The sequence below is a fragment of the Pedobacter gandavensis genome, assembly GCF_032678745.1.
GTDB lineage: Bacteria > Bacteroidota > Bacteroidia > Sphingobacteriales > Sphingobacteriaceae > Pedobacter > Pedobacter gandavensis_C.
Window position 1 is genome coordinate 372270 of the sequence record NZ_JAVTST010000004.1, and the last position, 17657, is coordinate 389926.

General features: G+C 39.0%; 15 protein-coding genes. 8 read left to right on the plus strand and 7 right to left on the minus strand.

Features of this window, described 5'->3' with window-relative positions:
• Positions 1–32: 32 nt before the first annotated feature.
• Positions 33–1244, minus strand: coding sequence for an MFS transporter (locus R2S10_RS15870; RefSeq protein ID WP_316841403.1), 1212 nt, complete (start codon positions 1242–1244; stop codon positions 33–35).
• 124 nt (positions 1245–1368) lie between these two features.
• On the opposite strand from R2S10_RS15870, the gene R2S10_RS15875 reads away from it, so the two are divergent.
• Positions 1369–3663 carry a glycosyltransferase family 4 protein gene (locus R2S10_RS15875; protein WP_316841404.1) on the plus strand — a complete coding sequence of 765 codons (2295 nt, stop codon included), beginning with the start codon at positions 1369–1371 and terminating at the stop codon, positions 3661–3663.
• Positions 3664–3665: 2 nt separating this feature from the next.
• Entirely contained in the window at positions 3666–4673 is a 1008-nt protein-coding gene (locus R2S10_RS15880; RefSeq protein ID WP_316841405.1) for a glycosyltransferase family 4 protein, read from the plus strand.
• On the opposite strand, the gene R2S10_RS15885 is transcribed toward R2S10_RS15880, so the two are convergent.
• Positions 4670–6166 carry a glycoside hydrolase family 130 protein gene (locus tag R2S10_RS15885; protein WP_316841406.1) on the minus strand — a complete coding sequence of 499 codons (1497 nt, stop codon included), beginning with the start codon at positions 6164–6166 and terminating at the stop codon, positions 4670–4672. The two genes, R2S10_RS15880 and R2S10_RS15885, sit on opposite strands and share 4 nt — an antisense overlap.
• Positions 6167–6598: 432 nt before the next feature.
• Here R2S10_RS15885 and R2S10_RS15890 point away from each other — a divergent pair, with 432 nt between their 5' ends.
• From R2S10_RS15890 to R2S10_RS15900, 3 genes are all read left to right on the plus strand, one after another.
• Positions 6599–7237, plus strand: a complete 639-nt coding sequence (locus tag R2S10_RS15890; protein WP_316841407.1) for an outer membrane beta-barrel protein — start codon at positions 6599–6601, stop codon at positions 7235–7237.
• A 151-nt stretch (positions 7238–7388) separates the two neighbouring features.
• Positions 7389–8492 carry a C1 family peptidase gene (locus R2S10_RS15895; RefSeq protein ID WP_316841408.1) on the plus strand — a complete coding sequence of 368 codons (1104 nt, stop codon included), beginning with the start codon at positions 7389–7391 and terminating at the stop codon, positions 8490–8492.
• Positions 8493–8841: 349 nt separating this feature from the next.
• Positions 8842–9558, plus strand: coding sequence for a glycosyltransferase family A protein (locus R2S10_RS15900; RefSeq protein WP_316841409.1), 717 nt, complete (start codon positions 8842–8844; stop codon positions 9556–9558).
• Between the two features lie 150 nt (positions 9559–9708).
• On the opposite strand, the gene R2S10_RS15905 is transcribed toward R2S10_RS15900, so the two are convergent.
• Positions 9709–12207, minus strand: coding sequence for a S9 family peptidase (locus tag R2S10_RS15905; protein WP_316841410.1), 2499 nt, complete (start codon positions 12205–12207; stop codon positions 9709–9711).
• Between the two features lie 173 nt (positions 12208–12380).
• Between R2S10_RS15905 and R2S10_RS15910 the strand changes: the two genes are divergently transcribed.
• Positions 12381–13283, plus strand: a complete 903-nt coding sequence (locus R2S10_RS15910) for a polysaccharide deacetylase family protein (protein WP_316841411.1) — start codon at positions 12381–12383, stop codon at positions 13281–13283.
• 8 nt (positions 13284–13291) lie between these two features.
• Entirely contained in the window at positions 13292–14158 is an 867-nt protein-coding gene (locus R2S10_RS15915) for a polysaccharide deacetylase family protein (protein WP_316841412.1), read from the plus strand.
• Between the two features lie 82 nt (positions 14159–14240).
• Here the strand turns inward: R2S10_RS15915 and R2S10_RS15920 are convergent, their stop codons facing one another.
• Positions 14241–14951, minus strand: a complete 711-nt coding sequence (locus R2S10_RS15920) for a hypothetical protein (RefSeq protein ID WP_316841413.1) — start codon at positions 14949–14951, stop codon at positions 14241–14243.
• 133 nt (positions 14952–15084) lie between these two features.
• Between R2S10_RS15920 and R2S10_RS15925 the strand changes: the two genes are divergently transcribed.
• A complete protein-coding gene (locus R2S10_RS15925; RefSeq protein WP_316841414.1) occupies positions 15085–15870 on the plus strand; it encodes a glycosyltransferase family 2 protein in 786 nt (261 codons plus the stop codon).
• Positions 15871–15874: 4 nt separating this feature from the next.
• On the opposite strand, the gene R2S10_RS15930 is transcribed toward R2S10_RS15925, so the two are convergent.
• The 3 genes from R2S10_RS15930 to R2S10_RS15940 form a co-directional block, all read right to left on the minus strand.
• Positions 15875–16291, minus strand: a complete 417-nt coding sequence (locus R2S10_RS15930; protein WP_316841415.1) for a 3-oxoacyl-ACP synthase — start codon at positions 16289–16291, stop codon at positions 15875–15877.
• A 38-nt stretch (positions 16292–16329) separates the two neighbouring features.
• Positions 16330–16908, minus strand: a complete 579-nt coding sequence (locus R2S10_RS15935) for a nitroreductase (protein ID WP_316841416.1) — start codon at positions 16906–16908, stop codon at positions 16330–16332.
• Between the two features lie 62 nt (positions 16909–16970).
• Complete coding sequence (locus R2S10_RS15940; RefSeq protein WP_316841417.1) at positions 16971–17570, minus strand: hypothetical protein; 600 nt, start codon at positions 17568–17570, stop codon at positions 16971–16973.
• Positions 17571–17657 lie beyond the last annotated feature (87 nt).

The window sequence follows — 17657 nt, forward strand, 5'->3', positions numbered from 1 at the left end:
TCATTTTTTAATGATGGGCATTTTAATGACAATTATGCTTTCTTTTTACTGCCTTCAATATTCGGCAAGAAACCTGTAAGCAGGCCTATTAAGGGCAAAAAGGAACAGATGTGAAACACATAAGCAATACTGGTGCTATCTGCAAGGTTCCCTAACAAGGCAGAACCTATCCCTCCCATTCCAAAGGCAAAACCAAAGAACAATCCAGAAACCAGTCCTACTTTACCAGGAATTAACTCCTGCGCATAAACTAAAATTGCTGAGAAGGCGGAAGCCAGAATCACCCCTATCGGTACTATCAAAACTCCTGTCCAGAATAAATTGGCGTAAGGCAGCAGCAAGGCAAATGGAGCGGTGCCCAAGATAGAGAACCAAATCACATATTTACGACCGAATCGGTCCCCAACAGGGCCACCAATTAAGGTTCCTGCAGCCACAGAAAATAAGAACACAAATAAATATAATTGAGAGGTCTGTACAGACACATGGAATTTCTCGATTACATAGAAAGTGAAGTAACTCGTTAGACTGGCCATGTAAAAGTATTTAGAGAAGATCAGGATCAGTAAAATAGAAACTGCAAAGATCACTTTTTTCTTTGAAAACTTACTTACAACGGTTTCTACAACAGCCCCTTGTTTTGCTTTCGTTAACATATGTCCTCGATACCATCTCCCTACCCTGCTTAAAATCAGGATCGCCAGTAATGCGATTAAAGAAAACCAGATCACGCTGAATTGTCCCTGAGGCACAATAATCCAGGCGGCCAGCAATGGTCCCAGAGAACTTCCGGCATTTCCTCCCAATTGGAAAATAGACTGTGCTAAGCCCCTTCTACCTCCTGAGGCGGCATGTGCCATTCTCGAGGCTTCGGGATGAAAAATAGAAGAACCTGTTCCAATCAATGCCACCGAAAGTAACATCATATAAAATCCATCGGAAAGGGATAATGTAACCAATCCGATCAATGTAAAGCCCATTCCTATCGCCAAAGAATAGGGCTGTGGCTTTTTATCTGTATACATTCCAACAAAAGGCTGAAATATAGAGGCAGACATCTGAAACATCAGGGTAATTAGACCAATCTGCGAAAAACTAAGGCCATAACTCTCTTTAATTACCGGATAAATGGCAGGAATCAAAGATTGGATCGTATCATTTAGTAAATGCGAGAAACTGATAGCAAAAAGAATGGGAAATACGGTGTTTTCTACCATTTTCCCCGTAGAAGGAGCAGAATTCATATTAAAAATATTATTAAGCCCAAAGGTATAAAAAACAATCCCCTTTCACAGATGTTGTTAGCAATGAGATCCCCCAGCTCTTAAAGAGCCCTATTGTTCAAGCTTTAAAAAAACGCATAGTATTATGAAAATCGCTTATATTTCTTCTTATCCACCACGAGAATGTGGCATCGCTACGTTTAACCATAACTTACTTCGGGCAATTGGACATGATAAGGTGGCTATTTCCGACGACAGTTTCGTAGTAGCCATGAATGATTCAGAGCATTTACATGAATATGAATACCCTAAAGAAGTAAAATACATCATCCGCCAGGAAAATCAAAAAGATTATATCCGTGCGGCTGATTATATCAACACCAGTCTGGCTGATGCCTGTATCATGGAGCATGAATTTGGAATTTATGGTGGGGAAAGCGGGATTTACATCCTTCCCTTAATTGCCAGATTACAAAAACCCCTGATTACTATTTTCCATACCATTTTAAAAGACCCTAATTACCTCCAACTGACGATTATCAGAGAAATTGCAAAATACTCTTCCCGAGTGGTAGTGATGAGTCACCGGGCAGTGGGATTTTTGACCGGAATTTATGGAATTCCATTTTCAAAAATACAGTTGATTGAACATGGTGTTCCAGACCTGGAAGCAAAAGTTGAGAATCCAGTGAAACAGTCACTAGCTTTTAAGAATAAAAAAGTATTGTTCACTTTCGGATTGATTAGCAGGAACAAAGGGCTGGAAACGGTTATCCAGGCTTTACCTAAAATTGTAGCACAAAATCCAGACGTCATGTATGTGATTCTGGGAACTACCCACCCGGGAGTAATTAAAAATTCAGGGGAAGAATACCGTGATAGCCTGAAAAAGCTGGCAAAGAAGTTAAATGTATCCGACAACCTCACTTTCATTAACAAATTCGTTTCAGAAGAAGAGTTGTTCGATTACCTGACCGCAGCAGATATGTACATCACCCCTTATCTGAACGAAGCACAGATTACCAGTGGCACCCTATCTTATGCTGTCGGTGCGGGAGCAGCCGTAATCTCAACCCCTTACTGGCATGCACAGGAATTACTTGCCGACAACAGAGGTCGTTTATTTGATTTCAGGGATGCAGATGGATTGGCGAATACTGTAAATGATTTATTTAAAGATACCCATAAACTAGAAAAATTACGTTCCAATGCCTACGAATACGGCCTGCATTTGCGTTGGCCAAGTACTGGACAAGTATTTATTGATGTATTGGAGGAAGCGGTCTCTAAATACCTGTCTGAAAAAGAAAAAGGTGGCAAACAGATTATAGATCCGGATATGATGCCTGCTTTTAGTCTGGCACATGTGCAACGCTTAACTGATGACACCGGTATTGTGCAACATGCGAAATATGGCATCCCAAACCTCAAAGAGGGTTATTGCCTGGACGACAATTCCAGAGCGCTTATTCTCGCTATTTTAGCCTATCAGCAAAATAAAAGCAAGGCTGCCTTAGAATTATTACCCATTTACCTGAGTTTTATACAGTACATGCAGTGTGACGACGGTAATTTCAGGAATTTCCTCAGCTTTAAACGGGAGTACCTGGATGAAGTAGGTTCTGAGGATTCTTTTGGCCGTACAGTATGGGCATTAGGTTACCTGATCAGCAATGCACCGAACAATTCTTACAGAGAGTTTGCAAAAGATCTTTTCTTAAAATCTGCTCCTCATTTCAGCAAATTAACCCATCTGAGAGGAATTGCAAATACCATCATTGGATTGGAAAAATACCTGGAAGCTCATCCTTACGATGGGCACATTAAAGAACAGATGAATCTGTTGATTGTGCCTTTAAAAGCTGCATACAACACCAACCGTAATAAAACATGGCATTGGTTTGAAGATAAAATGACCTACGACAATGGGATTCTGCCATTAGCCTTACTCTCTCATTATGAGGTAAGCAAGGACGAAGAATCTTTAAGCATGGCCTTAGAAAGCATGCAGTTCCTGTCTAAACATACCATTAGCGATGGCTATCTGAATCCTGTAGGCAACGATGGATGGTTGTTTAAGGATACCGGACAAATGGCCCAATATGACCAACAGGCTATTGAAACCATGGCCATGGTATTAATGTACTTCAAAGCTTATGAAATCACACTTGACCTGAGTTATATCAAGCAAATGTATTTGTGCTACCAATGGTTTCTTGGCGAAAATAGTTTGCACCTTCCTTTGTATGACCATGAAACAAAAGGCTGCGGTGACGGCTTACAGCCTCATGGGGTAAATAGAAATCAAGGAGCAGAAAGCACACTAGCCTATTGGATCTCTCACCTAATCGTGCTACGCGCCTTAGAATCTGAATACGAATACATCCAAAGTGGGGAGTTATTTGGCATCTCTAATGAAGAAAATAAGCCATTGATCTAAATATGAAAATTGCAGTATTAGCGCCCGTAGCCTGGAGAACTCCTCCAAGGCACTACGGGCCATGGGAGCAAATGGCTTCAAATTTGACAGAAGGACTGGTTAGCGCAGGGCTGGAAGTGACACTTTTCGCTACAGGTGATTCAGTAACTTCCGGAAAGCTGGATGCTGTAATTCCGGAAGGCTATGAAGAGAACAGGAATCAGGACGCGAAGGTTGTGGAATGTCTTCACATCAGCAATCTGATGGAAAAGGCAGGAGATTTTGACCTGATACATAACCATTATGACTTTCTCCCGCTTACCTTTAGCAATTTGATTCAAACACCAATGATTACCACTATACACGGTTTTTCTTCAGAAAAGATCATTCCAGTGTATCAAAAATACAATTCTGCAGGCCATTATGTATCTATTAGTGATGCAAACCGCCACCCGGACCTTCAATACCTTAAAACAGTGTACAATGGTATAGATCCTTCAGAATTTGAATTCAATGACCGTCCTGATGATTATCTGTTATTTTTTGGACGGATTCATCCGGACAAAGGTACTGCGGAGGCAATTCAAATTGCTATAGCAAGTAATAAGCGACTGGTTATTGCAGGGATCATCCAGGATCAGAATTATTTCAATTCCAGAATCGCTCCTTTTCTAAATGCAGACATTGACTTTGTTGGTGCCGCCGGCCCTGAAATGCGAAACCAATTGTTAAAACAAGCCTTAGCCCTGGTGCACCCTATAAATTTTGAAGAGCCTTTTGGGTTGAGCGTAGCGGAGTCGATGATTTGTGGTACACCAGTGATTGCTTTTAACAGAGGCTCCATGCCGGAATTAATCAAGGATCAGGAAACCGGTTTTTTAGTGGACAATGTGGATGAAGCGGCATTGGCGGTAAAAAAACTGAAGCTGATTGATAGAAATACCTGCAGAGAATGGGCATTAAACCAATTTTCTCAAGAGACAATGGTAAAGGACTATATCGGCCTTTACCATCATATCTTAGCTATTTAACCTTCTCCACTCTCCGCCATTTTAATCAGACATTCAGAGCTTTTTAGACGGTCTAAAACCAGATCTATTTTAACGGATGCAAAAGAAGAACAGTAATCCGATAAACCATATGGAATGATCAGTTCACCGTTATGGATAATGGATCCACATGAATAGAGCACATTAGGCACATAACCTTCACGTTCATCTGTATTTGGAACTACCAAAGGTTCATTTAGCCTGCCAATCTCTATAGAAGGGTCTTCCAGGTCAAATAAACTAGCTCCTAGAACATATCTACGCATTGGTCCAACGCCATGGGTAATAACCAACCAACCGTCTTTGGTCTCTATTGGTGAACCACAGTTTCCGATTTGTATGAATTCCCAAGGAAACTTAGGTGATTGCAATTTCACCGGATTATCCCAAACCGTTAATTTATCAGAATACATCAGGTAATTGTTCCAGCCATCGATTCTGGACATCATCACATACTTTCCATTGATTTTTCGGGGAAATAAAGCCAGATTTTTATTCTGCGCACCGATCCCATGCAATGGACTGATTTTAAAATCATAGAAATCGGTAGTTTGAAGTAATTTAGGCATGATCATCGCTCCATCAAAAGCAGTATAAGTGGCATAGTAAATCACTGAACCATCAGATTTCACGAAGCGTACAAATCGTGCATCCTCTATTCCTTTTCTTTCAAATTCTGAGATGGGAAAGATCACACGGTCGGAAATATCAGTATCTCTGGAAAAGCTAATCTCATGGTAAGTATCGGAAAGCCATAAGATCTTATCGTATTCGAGCTTTCTTAGGTCATCTTCCTGCAGACTTTTGGTATCTAATATGATCCTTCTTAAAGTAGCATAATCAAATTTTTCTTCCAGCTTATGCCCTAATTCATCCAGGATTTCAATGTCAATTTTGGAGTCTGCGGCTTTCTTAAGAAACAATTTCTTGTTATAAACGGCATTTTTAACCACCTCTGCTTCATCAATATAGTTTCCTGCAGGGATAACAGTAATGTTATTGTCTTTGTCGATTAGCGCTCTTCTAAAGACGACTGAGGAGATGTGACCTTCTCCTACTGCTCTAAAACTAATGATGACTCTTTTTTCACCCTCTACTAATTCCGACTGATCAGGATCCTCCACTATGGAGGGATTAAAAAATGCAGCGGATTCTATAGAGTATTCATGTGTAAAATAAGAGCCAATCAGCAAACGCTGGTATTTATCTAGTGATTCCGGATCATGACCTGCTTCCTTTATGGCATTTACTACCTTTTTACAGTGCCTGGTCAGGATCTTGGTGATGTTCCTATGTCTTTTTGAATATTCCTGCAACAATGGGGAGATGATACCAAATACTTCCTTATCAGAAAGCGCCATTACATGCTTGATTACCTCTATTGCACGCTCTTCACCATTGAAGAAAAAACGTGCAATCACTCGTTTTGGATCAGGATATACTTTAACCGGTTTTCGTTCTACTGATAATCTCATGTGCTATTAACGTTTTAGAAAGGTAAAAAGGTTTATGAAATTATACATTTTTTAAAATAAATATGGTTTTAGGCGGAATTTTAATTGAATTTACTGAAGGATGAAACTAATTGGCAAGAGTGCCAAACTAGCATTTTGTCAGCGCTTGTCTCAAAAAGCAGACAACAGACACTGACAATTGTACAAAAATAGTCAGGACGACTAATTCAAATACAGACCCTAAAATGACAATACTCAGGGGATTGTCACCAGAAAATAATAATGACTTTCTGTGTAAAAACTTATTTAATTATCAATTAGCAAGTTACAGAAATTATGGATTTCAGGATCCATTGGCAGGATCTGCTTTGGCATAAGTGTTGACTATAGAACGTAAATGGTCAGAAATAACAAAACAAAAACGACCAGATTACTTATTAAAAAAACAACAAGATGAAAAAATTATTATTATCATTAGTTACAGTTTCAGCATTCGCATTTGGCGCTCAGGCACAAACTGAAAAAGGAAAAATTATTATAGGTGGTAATGTTGCATTTGATACTAAGAAAAGTGATGCAGCAGGTGCAAAATCAAACAGCAATTTCCAGATTGTTCCAAGCATAGGTTACTTTGTTTCTGATAACATCGCAGTAGGTACAGGTATCGGTTACGGTTCCAGCAAAACGAATGGCATCGCAGTTACAAATGATATCACCATTAATGGTGTTAAAAACACGGCTTTCGTGGTGAGTCCTTTCGGTCGTTATTATGCTAACCTTTCTGAATCTTTCAAATTCTTCGGGCAATTATCGGTACCAATGGCTTTCGGTAAAGATAAAGCAGTAGATGCAGATGGTAATACTGGTGCAAAAACAGGTACTACTACTGAGATCGGTGTAGCACTATCTCCAGGATTCGCTTTCTACCCTACTAAGAAAATCGGTATTGAATTTGCATTAAACGGATTAAACTACAACACACTTCGTAAAGAAGACGTAAATGGTGACAAAGTAAAAGGTGCTGGTTATGATGAGTTTAGCTTTGGTGCTAATTTCTTCTCTCCAAAAATCGGTGTTCAGTTCCATTTCTAAACATTCTACTTAAATCAATTTTTATAAAGGCCCGGGGAATATCCTCCGGGCCTTTATATTTTACAGACATTTATATTTCCCGACCTTTATTTTACTGAATTTCGTTAATTTAGCTCTTGATTTAGCAACTAGCTTATAACTAAAATTCTTTATGAAAAAAATATTCCTAATTGCCTGCGGTATTGGCTTCGGCTTTTCTGTTTATGCCCAGGAAGTACCCTTAAAAAAGGTCAAAGACAATGCGGCGACAGCTGTAAAAAACCAAGGTCAAACCGGCACCTGCTGGAACTACTCTACCACTTCTCTTATTGAATCGGAAGAAATCCGAAAAGGAATGGGCGAAATTAATCTTTCAGAGATGTTTCCGACGAGAAATATCTATATCGAAAAGGCAAAGAACTACATCCTCCGTCAGGGGAAAGCGCAATTTGGAGAAGGTGGTTTAGGCCATGACCTGATCAGGGCAATTGCAGTTTATGGCGCCATGCCTCAGCAGGCTTTCCAGGGTGCAACTGGAGAAATCCCTAACCATACCGGTCTTGAATTATCCCTAAAAAGCTACCTTGACAGTGTATTGGTAAAGCGCCCGATTGTAAGCAACTGGCTTGTAGGTTATGAGCAGATCCTGGATCAAAAACTAGGTACTCCTCCTTCAAATTTTGATTACAAAGGAAAAAACTATACGCCAAAAACTTTCGCTAAAGAAGTATTGAAATTTGATGCTAATGACTATGTAAACATTTCTTCTTTCAGCCATCATCCTTATTACTCAACCTTCGTTCTGGAAGCTCCAGATAATTTTGCCAATGGCTCCTTCTACAACCTCCCATTAGAGGAAATGGTTAATCTGACGAAGTCTGCTGTTCAAAATGGGTTTACAGTGATGTGGGATGCTGATGTGAGTAGCAAAAATTTCCAACAGAAAAAAGGATATGCCATGTTGTTTGCTGATGATGCAGATGTGAAAGCAGAAGTTCTAAATCCAAACGCAAAAGAAAAAGCTTATTCTCAGGAATTACGTCAGAAATTATACGAAGATCTAACAACTCAGGATGACCATTTGATGCACCTTGTCGGATTAGATCAATCCAGCGATGGTAAGTACTTTTTTAAAGTAAAAAACTCATGGGGTGATGTAGGTCCGTTCAAAGGATACATTGAAGTGTCTGAGCCTTATTTTGCCATTAACACAGTGAGTCTGGTTGTTCCAAAAGCAGCCTTGTCTCCAGCATTGAAAAAGAAACTAGGAATTTAATTCCGCATTGTTTTTGAATTCAAAAACAAGCCTGTATGTTTTATCTCGTTAACAATCCATTCAAAGATGTACACGAAATAAAACGTGCAGGCTTTTTATTTTAATTGGCTTTCCTCTCCAATTACGAATGATATTCTGACATCTTTAAATCATTATATCTAAATATAAATATATAGTGATATCTAAACATATTTAAATCTATATACTTATATCTAATGAAATATGATTTTACAGAAAATCAACACAAATAACTACAAATCAACGAATTAAAACACCTGTTTTTTGGGACATTTGACCCTACAAAAGATTAAAACTGTTATCTATCTTAATCGGAAAAACAGGACACCGTATGAAAGTTAAGCAGAAGCACCCTTTGATTTCTTGTATATGTATCAGTCAAAACAGACCACAACAATTACTTCGGGCAATTGTGAATTTTGAACAACAGAGTTATCCAAACAAAGAATTAGTGGTATCCTATCCGAGTAAAGACCTCCCGACAAAAAAGCTATTAGAACGAATATTAAAGATTTCTCATTTGAAAATGGTTCTCCTCGGTCGCGAAAGCCATGGAACATTAGGTCAGATCAGAAATCAGGCAGTTATGGCCGCTCATGGAAGTTTTATCTGTACCTGGGACGATGATGACTGGTATCATCCGGAAAGGCTGAAACTTCAAATGAGTCAACTTCAAAACTCAACCTCAAAATATCAGGCTTGTATATTACAGGAAATCATCTTGTACGATAGACCTAATGAAAGTGCTTATCTTTCGGCAACATACAACTGGAGTGGTACTCTTTTATGCAAAAAAGACCTGGTTATTAAATATCCCTACCAGCATACCAACAGAGTCGAAGACGGCCCTTTGATTGCGCATTTGGAAGCCAAGAAACTGCTTTTAGCTATCACAGGTGCCTATTATCTATATGTGTATATCTATCATGGCACAAATGTTATAGATGGTATTCATTTCAACTATTTCACCAGAAATGGCCCTCAATTAGACCATAATACCACACAAAATATCATTCAAAATGTAGAAGCTTCTTTTGAATTAGATTAAAAAACTGGGTTAGTATCCTAACACCTGTTCTTTTCATTCCTTTCGCAGGGAATTTTGCACATGAAAAAGCCAGGATGCTTTGAGTACCTGCAAATCTTTTCTACAAAGATTTGAGTACGAAAAGTATCCTGGCTTTTTAAAAATTAAAACCTACTTCTTCGGCTCCAATTCCATTCCTGTCACATCCACTTCTCCTGTTTGAGAAAAATCCCCAATCAGGTATTTATTAAAATGGTCTGCAAGCTTCCAGAAAGTATATTCTGTTAAGTCGCCAAAACCATGACGTTGACCTGGAACGATTACAAACTCGAATCTTTTGCCTGCTCTCATCAAGGCATTCGCTACTCTAATTGTATTTGCCGGGTGCACATTGTTGTCAATGTCACCAGTCATCAACATCAAATGACCCTTCAGGTTTTTCGCCAGATCAGGATTCTTATCGATACTATATTTGAAAGTCGTATCGCCCTTAGCTGAAATCACTTCTTTTACACCATGGTGTTTCTCACTCCACCAACGGTTATAAATACTATTGTCGTGGTTACCTGCATTTGATACCGCAGCTTTAAAGAAATCTGGGTAAACCAACATCGCAGCTGTAGACATAAATCCACCACCAGAATGCCCAGTGATTCCTACTTTAGTGGCATCGATAAATTTGTTTTTATCTGCCAATTGCTCTACTGCAGCTTTCTTATCTGCCAAGCCGTAATCACGAAGGTTGCCATAACCAAAAGTATGGTACCATTTAGAACGGGCAGGATTTCCACCTCTGTTACCTACGGTAATCACGATATAGCCAAATTGAGCCAATCGTTCTGTTCTATCCATGCTCTTGCTGAAAGATTTGTTTACAGCTTCCGTTTGAGGGCCTGGATATACATATTCAATAATCGGGTACTTTTTATTAGGATCAAAATCGAAAGGCTTATACATTACACCATAGATATCGGTAATTCCATCATCCGCTTTTACTTTAAAAGGTTCGGGAAATTTATATCCGGTCGCCATTAGTAAGGATAAATCTGTAGTTTCCAGATTCATAACTACCCTTCCGTTATTGTCCATTACTACTGCCTTAGGCGCAGTATTTACCCTTGAAAAGTTATCTACAAAGAATTTAGCCTCATCATTCATGCTGATGGCATGGTCAAAATCCCCTTGATTTAACAGTTTCATGCCAGAACCATCAAAATTGATGCGGTATAAATGTACGTAATAAGGATCTTCCTTGCTTTCTCTGCCATTTGCAGTAAAATAAAGCACTCTGTTTTTCTGGTCAACATTTACGATATCCTCGCAATGAAAAGCACCTTTAGTGATTTGATTTTTCAATTTACCAGCTGCATCGAACAGGTAAAAATGTCCCCATCCGTCACGTTCCGACCAATGAATCATTTCTTTACCATCATTCACCAATCCAGGACGGTTTAACTCTACATAAGTATTGAAACGCTCTTCAATTAATGGCGTAACTGCACCAGTTTGAATGTCTACTGCGCATACATCAACGCGTTTCAAGTCTCTACTGGTACGGCCGAAATAAATCTTGTTATTTGTTCCCAACCAGATAGATGGTCTGAACTCATTGTCTCTGTCTTTATTCAGATTTGGTGCAGGCCATACCGATAAATTTTGATCTTTAAAGGCTGCAGTATTCAGCTTTTTATAGGTTTTAGCAGCAAAGTTGAACAATAACATTTCATCTTTAGGCGCTTCAGCTTCACCTGGCATCTGGTATTTATAAGTTTCCAGCGTTGGTCTTCCTGCGGAAACATTATTGATCACCCAAAGGTCTTTTACTTTACGGCTATCCGCTCTGTTCAACACAAAATGTTTAGCGTCTGGCGACCATAACACAAATGCTCTTCTTCTTTTCTTATTGTTCTTTTCGTTCTCTTCGTTGTTCTCTCCATCACCATTGCTGCCATATGAATAAAACTTCTCCCCGTCTTTTGTGAGCTGATTCTCTACAATAGTGCTGTCTTCTTCATTTTTGACTGCTTTTTTGTAGTTTTCTTTATCCATCCAATACAAGTTGTAATTTCTGGTAAAAATGATCGCTGAGGAATCTGGAGCTACTGCGCCCCAGCTTGGTTTTGCCTTAGGTTTTGAATAATTAGGCACTTCAGTTAGCTTGGCTGTTGCCAGTACATAGTTGAAAAAGAAGATCTTCTTCTGCAGAGAATCTGCTGCTTTTTTATCTTTTCTATCTTTCTTTAGCTCATCAATAGTGCTTTTCAGCTCAAAAGTAATGGCTTTCTCATCAGCCGAGAACTTCAGGTTTTCCAATGGCAGATGCTGTGCATCAAAAGGATCACGGACAATATTTGTAATTTCTGCAGCCAATTTAGCATTGTCAAAAATTTTCTTTTTTGTCTTTGCTGAGGGATCTACCAGATACCATTCCTTGCCTGCTGGTGTTTCATATTCATACCAGAATCGGTTGCTTAGTTTTAGCCAGTGTGGATCTACAGCTGTAGAATAAACCAGTTTTTTAATCTTGGCAGGTGAGAATCTCGAAGCCAACTGGTAATTGGCTTTTGGAGCAGCTACTGTCGACTCTGTAATGGTAAAAGTTTTGGTTTGCGCCATGGAACCATAACCCATACAAAGTGAAAGTAAAAGAGGAGTGTAAAGTTTCTTCATTTTGGTTTATTATAAACCGCCTAAATTATTGATTAATGATGGTAAGAATCGCTTTCTTTTGTAATAAAAGCGATAGTTTTAAGGATTTAGTGGGGATGTAAGCGGGTAGGTTAAACTTGTACCCAGACATTGTAAATATAATGAGTAAATCAGGATTGATTTTTTAGTTTTGTATGAAATACTCATTTATGAAACATACCTTCCTACCTATTCTTGCTGCCGCAGTAATTTTGACTGCGGGATGCCAGTCAAAATCACAAACCAATGGCACTGGCGACAGTACTAAAGATTCATTAGCAACCGAGACCACAGCAGGTGTTCCGGCTACCGAACAAAGTCCGGCAGCAACAACGGATATCTCCAAGATCAAAGTAGCAGATGCTAAAACCATACTTGCACGTAAACAAGTGCCAATTTTATGCTACCACCAGGTACGCGACTGGAGAGAAAAAGACTCTAAAGCAGCAAAAGACTACATTATTCCAATTGCGACTTTCAAAGACCATATGAAAATGCTGGCAGATAGTGGTTATCATACCATTCTTCCTGATCAATTATATGACTACTTAAATAACGGTACGGCTTTGCCTAGTAAACCGATCATGCTGACTTTTGATGACACCGATTTAGATCAGTTCACCGTTGCAGCGCCGGAAATGAAAAAATATGGTTTTAAAGGAGTTTTCTTTGTCATGACGGTTTCCCTTGGCAGACCAAATTACATGAGCAGAGACCAGGTAAAACAACTTTCTGACATGGGTCATGTGATTGGTTCTCATACCTGGGATCACCACAATGTGAAAAAATACCAGGGACAGGATTGGGTAACACAAATTGAAAAACCAACTAAAACTTTAGAGGAAATCACAGGTAAAAAGATCCAGCATTTTGCTTATCCATTCGGATTGTGGAATCCGGAAGCCATTCCAGAACTTAAAAAAAGAGGGATGAAATCTGCCTATATTCTTGCGACTAAACGCGATGAAAATGATCCTTTATATACGATCAGAAGGATTATCGCCAGCGGTTACTGGAGTTCAAAAACATTAAGTAACAGCATTAAAAACAGCTTTTAAGGAATCTAATGAGAAATACACTGTTCACACTGGCCGCGCTCTCGGCCTTGTTTTTTTCTTCTTGTGTGGAAAATAGTAAAGCTGAAAAAGAGCATACCATATCTTCAGAAAATAGTAATAATCCAGCTGTTTCTAAAGATACTGCATCATCTGCCAATGTAGGAAAAAGGGCAACTGCAGCAGAAGTACTGGCAAAAAAAGAGGTACCAGTACTTTGTTACCACCAGATCAGGGACTGGAAAGCCAGCGATTCTAAACGTGCGCATGATGACATCATTCCACCAGCAAATTTTAGTCAGCATATGAAAATGCTGGCCGATAGTGGCTACCATACCATTCTGCCGGATGAGTTGTACGATTACTTGAATTATGGAAAACAGCTTCCTGAAAAGCCCATCATGATTACTTTCGATGACACCGACCTTGATCAATATACAGTAGGTGCCAAAGAACTAAAGAAACATGGTTTTAAAGGCGTTTTCTTTATCATGACCGTTTCTATTGGCCGCCCGAGATACATGAGTAAAGCGCAAATTAAGGAGCTTTCCGATGATGGACATGTGATGGCCAGTCACACCTGGAACCATAAAAACTTTGCGGAATTTACAGATGAAGACTGGGAAATTCAGATCGATAAACCTACCAGAACACTGGAAGCGATTACCGGTAAAAAGGTGGAATACTTTGCCTACCCTTACGGGGTTTCCAAAGCTGCAAACTTACATAAGTTGGAAGAGCATGGCTTTAAAGCTGCTTTTATCTTGTCAACTAAAAGAGATCCTGAATACCCCTTGTTTACGATCCGCAGAATCATTGATCCGGGAACTTATACTGCTAAGAATTTATACAATAGCATCAATAAGAGTTTTAAATAATCATTTTCAATAAAACAGATAGAGGTATGCTTTACTATTTTCTTAGTAGCGCATACCTCTCTTCATTCAGGCATATGTCTCATTATCGTCTGATACGGGCAGCCCATAGGGGGAAAGGAATTCCGTCTTTTCCAAAATCTTCGAAATAAGTTTCATCTGGGATAATATCTGCTCCATGCGTTTTTGCAAGTATGCTCCATATACTTTGATCATGCCTATGCGCTATAAAATCGGGATGTTGAATACCTTGCTCCAAATGATCCGTAAAGAGATCAGGTTTGGTGTATACCGCATCATTCCAGAGGTTAACTAAGCGCATAGAATAGTCACATTTTCTAAGTAAGATTATTGTGGCAACTAATTGCCCGGAATCCGTTACAGCGTCAGTAGTACCGAAGTAATTAAACACTTCTCTTTTTGTGTATTTATACTCTTTATGTGTCATTTGAAAAGTAAGTACCCCCCTCTCCGATTGATTCAGTAAATCCAGGTATTGATAGAATCTTTCCTTTCCAAATTTATTGATGTGGCAACCTGCATCACAGTAAATCAGGATATCATTATCCTCGATTTTCTCCAATGCTTTTTTAATGAAATATGGCTTCCAGATAAAACCTCCACCTCTGGTAAATTTAAGGACTTCATAAAACCGATTTACAAATTCCGGGTCAAGATCTTCGGCTCTGTAGACTGTGACCGTATCAAAGAAAGAAGAAGCTATTGCTACCGACTTAAAGACTGGAATTCTCTGCTCGTAATTACCATCACCAAAGCTGATTAAATGTTTTTTCATATGTAAAAGCTTATTTGAAATCTAAATTATAGCTTTCCAGGAAGCAGTACCAATTCCTTGATATTTTGGGTCATATGTCCCTATTTGCCCATTACAAATCATTTAAATTCGTATTGAATCAATACGTAAAACCATGAATCATATCCACGACACCATCGATTTTAAAGACTTTGACATCTCCGTTGTGATGTCATTTTACAAAAAAATGAAAGACTTTCGAAGGGTACTTCCCGTTAATGCCCCTTATTTCCAGAGAAACGGCATAGAAGTCATTATTGCATTGGATGAGCCTACAGAATGTGAAGAATTGCTAGAATTTATAAAGGAATATCCTGGGATAAAATGGCGTGTGATTGTAAACCGAAATGACCACGACTGGCGTAATCCTTGCAAAGCATGGAACGTAGGAATCAGACATGCTACAAAAAAATACATCCTGGTGGTTGACCCGGAATGTGAGTTTTTAACGGATGTGATTTATCATTTAAAATATGCTGCTGAAACATATGATAACTACTTTTACGTTGGTCAGGTTTCCTTTGTAGATTATAACTACAAACCTACTACAGAGGCATTGCAGAGTACTCCATTTTCAACTTACGGCAGTTTTTTAGCAAAAAAAGAACATATTGAACAAGTAGATGGATATACTGAAGCTTTTAGTATTTGGGGAGGAGAAGATGATAACCTACGTGCAAAACTTGATATTAAAGGAATTAAAAAAGCGACAGTAACATCAGCACTGATCCTACATCGCGAAGATGAACCTAATGGAGAAGCACTTAGAGCTGATAAAGCTTTAGCCCTCCCCCTTGAACTGAATCACAAAGCATTTATACCCGATGAGCAAGACTTTATTAATCCAAACTGGGGAAGGGATTTTGCAGAAGTTTGTTACGATTATCTAAAGGAAAACTAATCGATTAAAGGATTTCTTTAATCTGATAATGTTTGCCATTAAAATCAAAAGATGCTCCTTTTTCTTTCCCGATCAACAGGTTTCCAATAGGAGAAGCGGCAGAAACTGCAAAAATGCTTTCTCCCTCCAGTTTCAGTTGTCCGGCGCTAATGCTAAGGTAAAAAACGCCCTCTGAGGTGTAAACCAGATTCCCGTTTCTTACTTTATCATTTAAGGGAGTGTCTTTGATAGAATTTAGCAGAGCCAGGTTTTGTTGCGCATCCATCAACAACCTTTTATTTCTGCTGATGTCTTGCTGCATCATTTCTCTAGTTGTTTCAAATTTGTCTCCTGCACTACTTTTTGTATCATCGTTACTTGCTTCCCGTGCCTGTTCCAATGCCGTTTCTGCGGTATGAATTCTTTGTTCTATAAAGCTCAAACAAAGGAGGTATAATTTTTCTTTAATGTCTTGCATAACTACGATTCCACCCATTTTACTTTATCTTCCATCGGACTTCTTTTTGCAGCTCTTGGCGCTTCATTATGGTAGCCCATATAGAAAAGACCGAAACATTTTTCATTCTTTTCAAGGTTTAGAAAAGTACCCAATGCCTCAATCATACCAGGAGAACTCCAATAGGCACCAATATTTAAAGCTTCTGCAGTTAATGCCATGTTTTGCACCGCACAGGCTAATGCAGCCAGCTCTTCCCATTCAGGAACTTTATCGGCGTGTAAGGCCGCATTTAAGGTAATGATGCAATTTGCTTGTCCTGCTTTTTCCAAAATACTATCATATTTCTTTTGCAGGAACTGGTGTTCAGGCATGGTTTCTTTGTATAACCTGGCAAGCTCGGTAGCAAGTTTCATCTTACCTTCGTTTCTGAAAACAATGAAACGCCATGGTTCCGTTAGTTTATGGGTAGGTGCATAATTTGCACTTTCTAACACCTGCTTAATTATTGCAACCGGGATTTCTTGCTCTGTATAGCTAATTGGGAAAATACTACGGCGACGTTGAATAATACGGCTTAATATATCTATTTCTTTTTCCATGGATCTTTCTGCTTGGATATAACTATTCGCAAAAATAGCATTATCAGCTTTCCTTTTGTTTGCTAATGGTCATTGTTTTCAGACTTGATCTTTTTGAGTTGCTTTTTGACTTGTTTTGCCCTTCCAAAAAAGGCCACACTCTCCAAATCTTCCAGATGGGCAATGGTTTCCAATAATTCATCCTTGATCCATGGATATCTTGGCGCGAGGTTGGCTAAGGCCTGCATTGCATGTACTTTAGTGGCCACCAGAACCTTCTCATCGATCAGCCAGTCGAACATTAAACCAATAAACGGTTCAAAATCGATCTTTTCCAGTTGACCAGGGTGTAAGCCTTTCGCTTGTTTACTGGTCGTAAAGGCCAGTATTTTCCCGTAATGCCGCATCGGTCCAGGGTGTTTTTGTGCTGCAAAGCGACTTAGAAAATCCTCCAGATGGTCGCCCAGACAATAGTAATTAAAAAAAATATGTTCAAGCAACCATGCCGCCCTGAATGCCAGCTCTTTCCTGGGATGAAAGGTCAGGTCAATCACATCTTTAACGGTAAAACCATCGTCTGAAACCTGGTATAAATTCCTCGTACCAGCAATATCTGAAATTACCTTTACCATTTTAGCCCCCATAGAAGCACCTAATCGGATTGTTAATTCATCTTTCGTCACATTATTGAATTTAGATTAGTCAAAACTAATCAATCCCTTTTCAAATCATTTTATAAATTATGACTACCTTTGCGGCTTATTTTATCA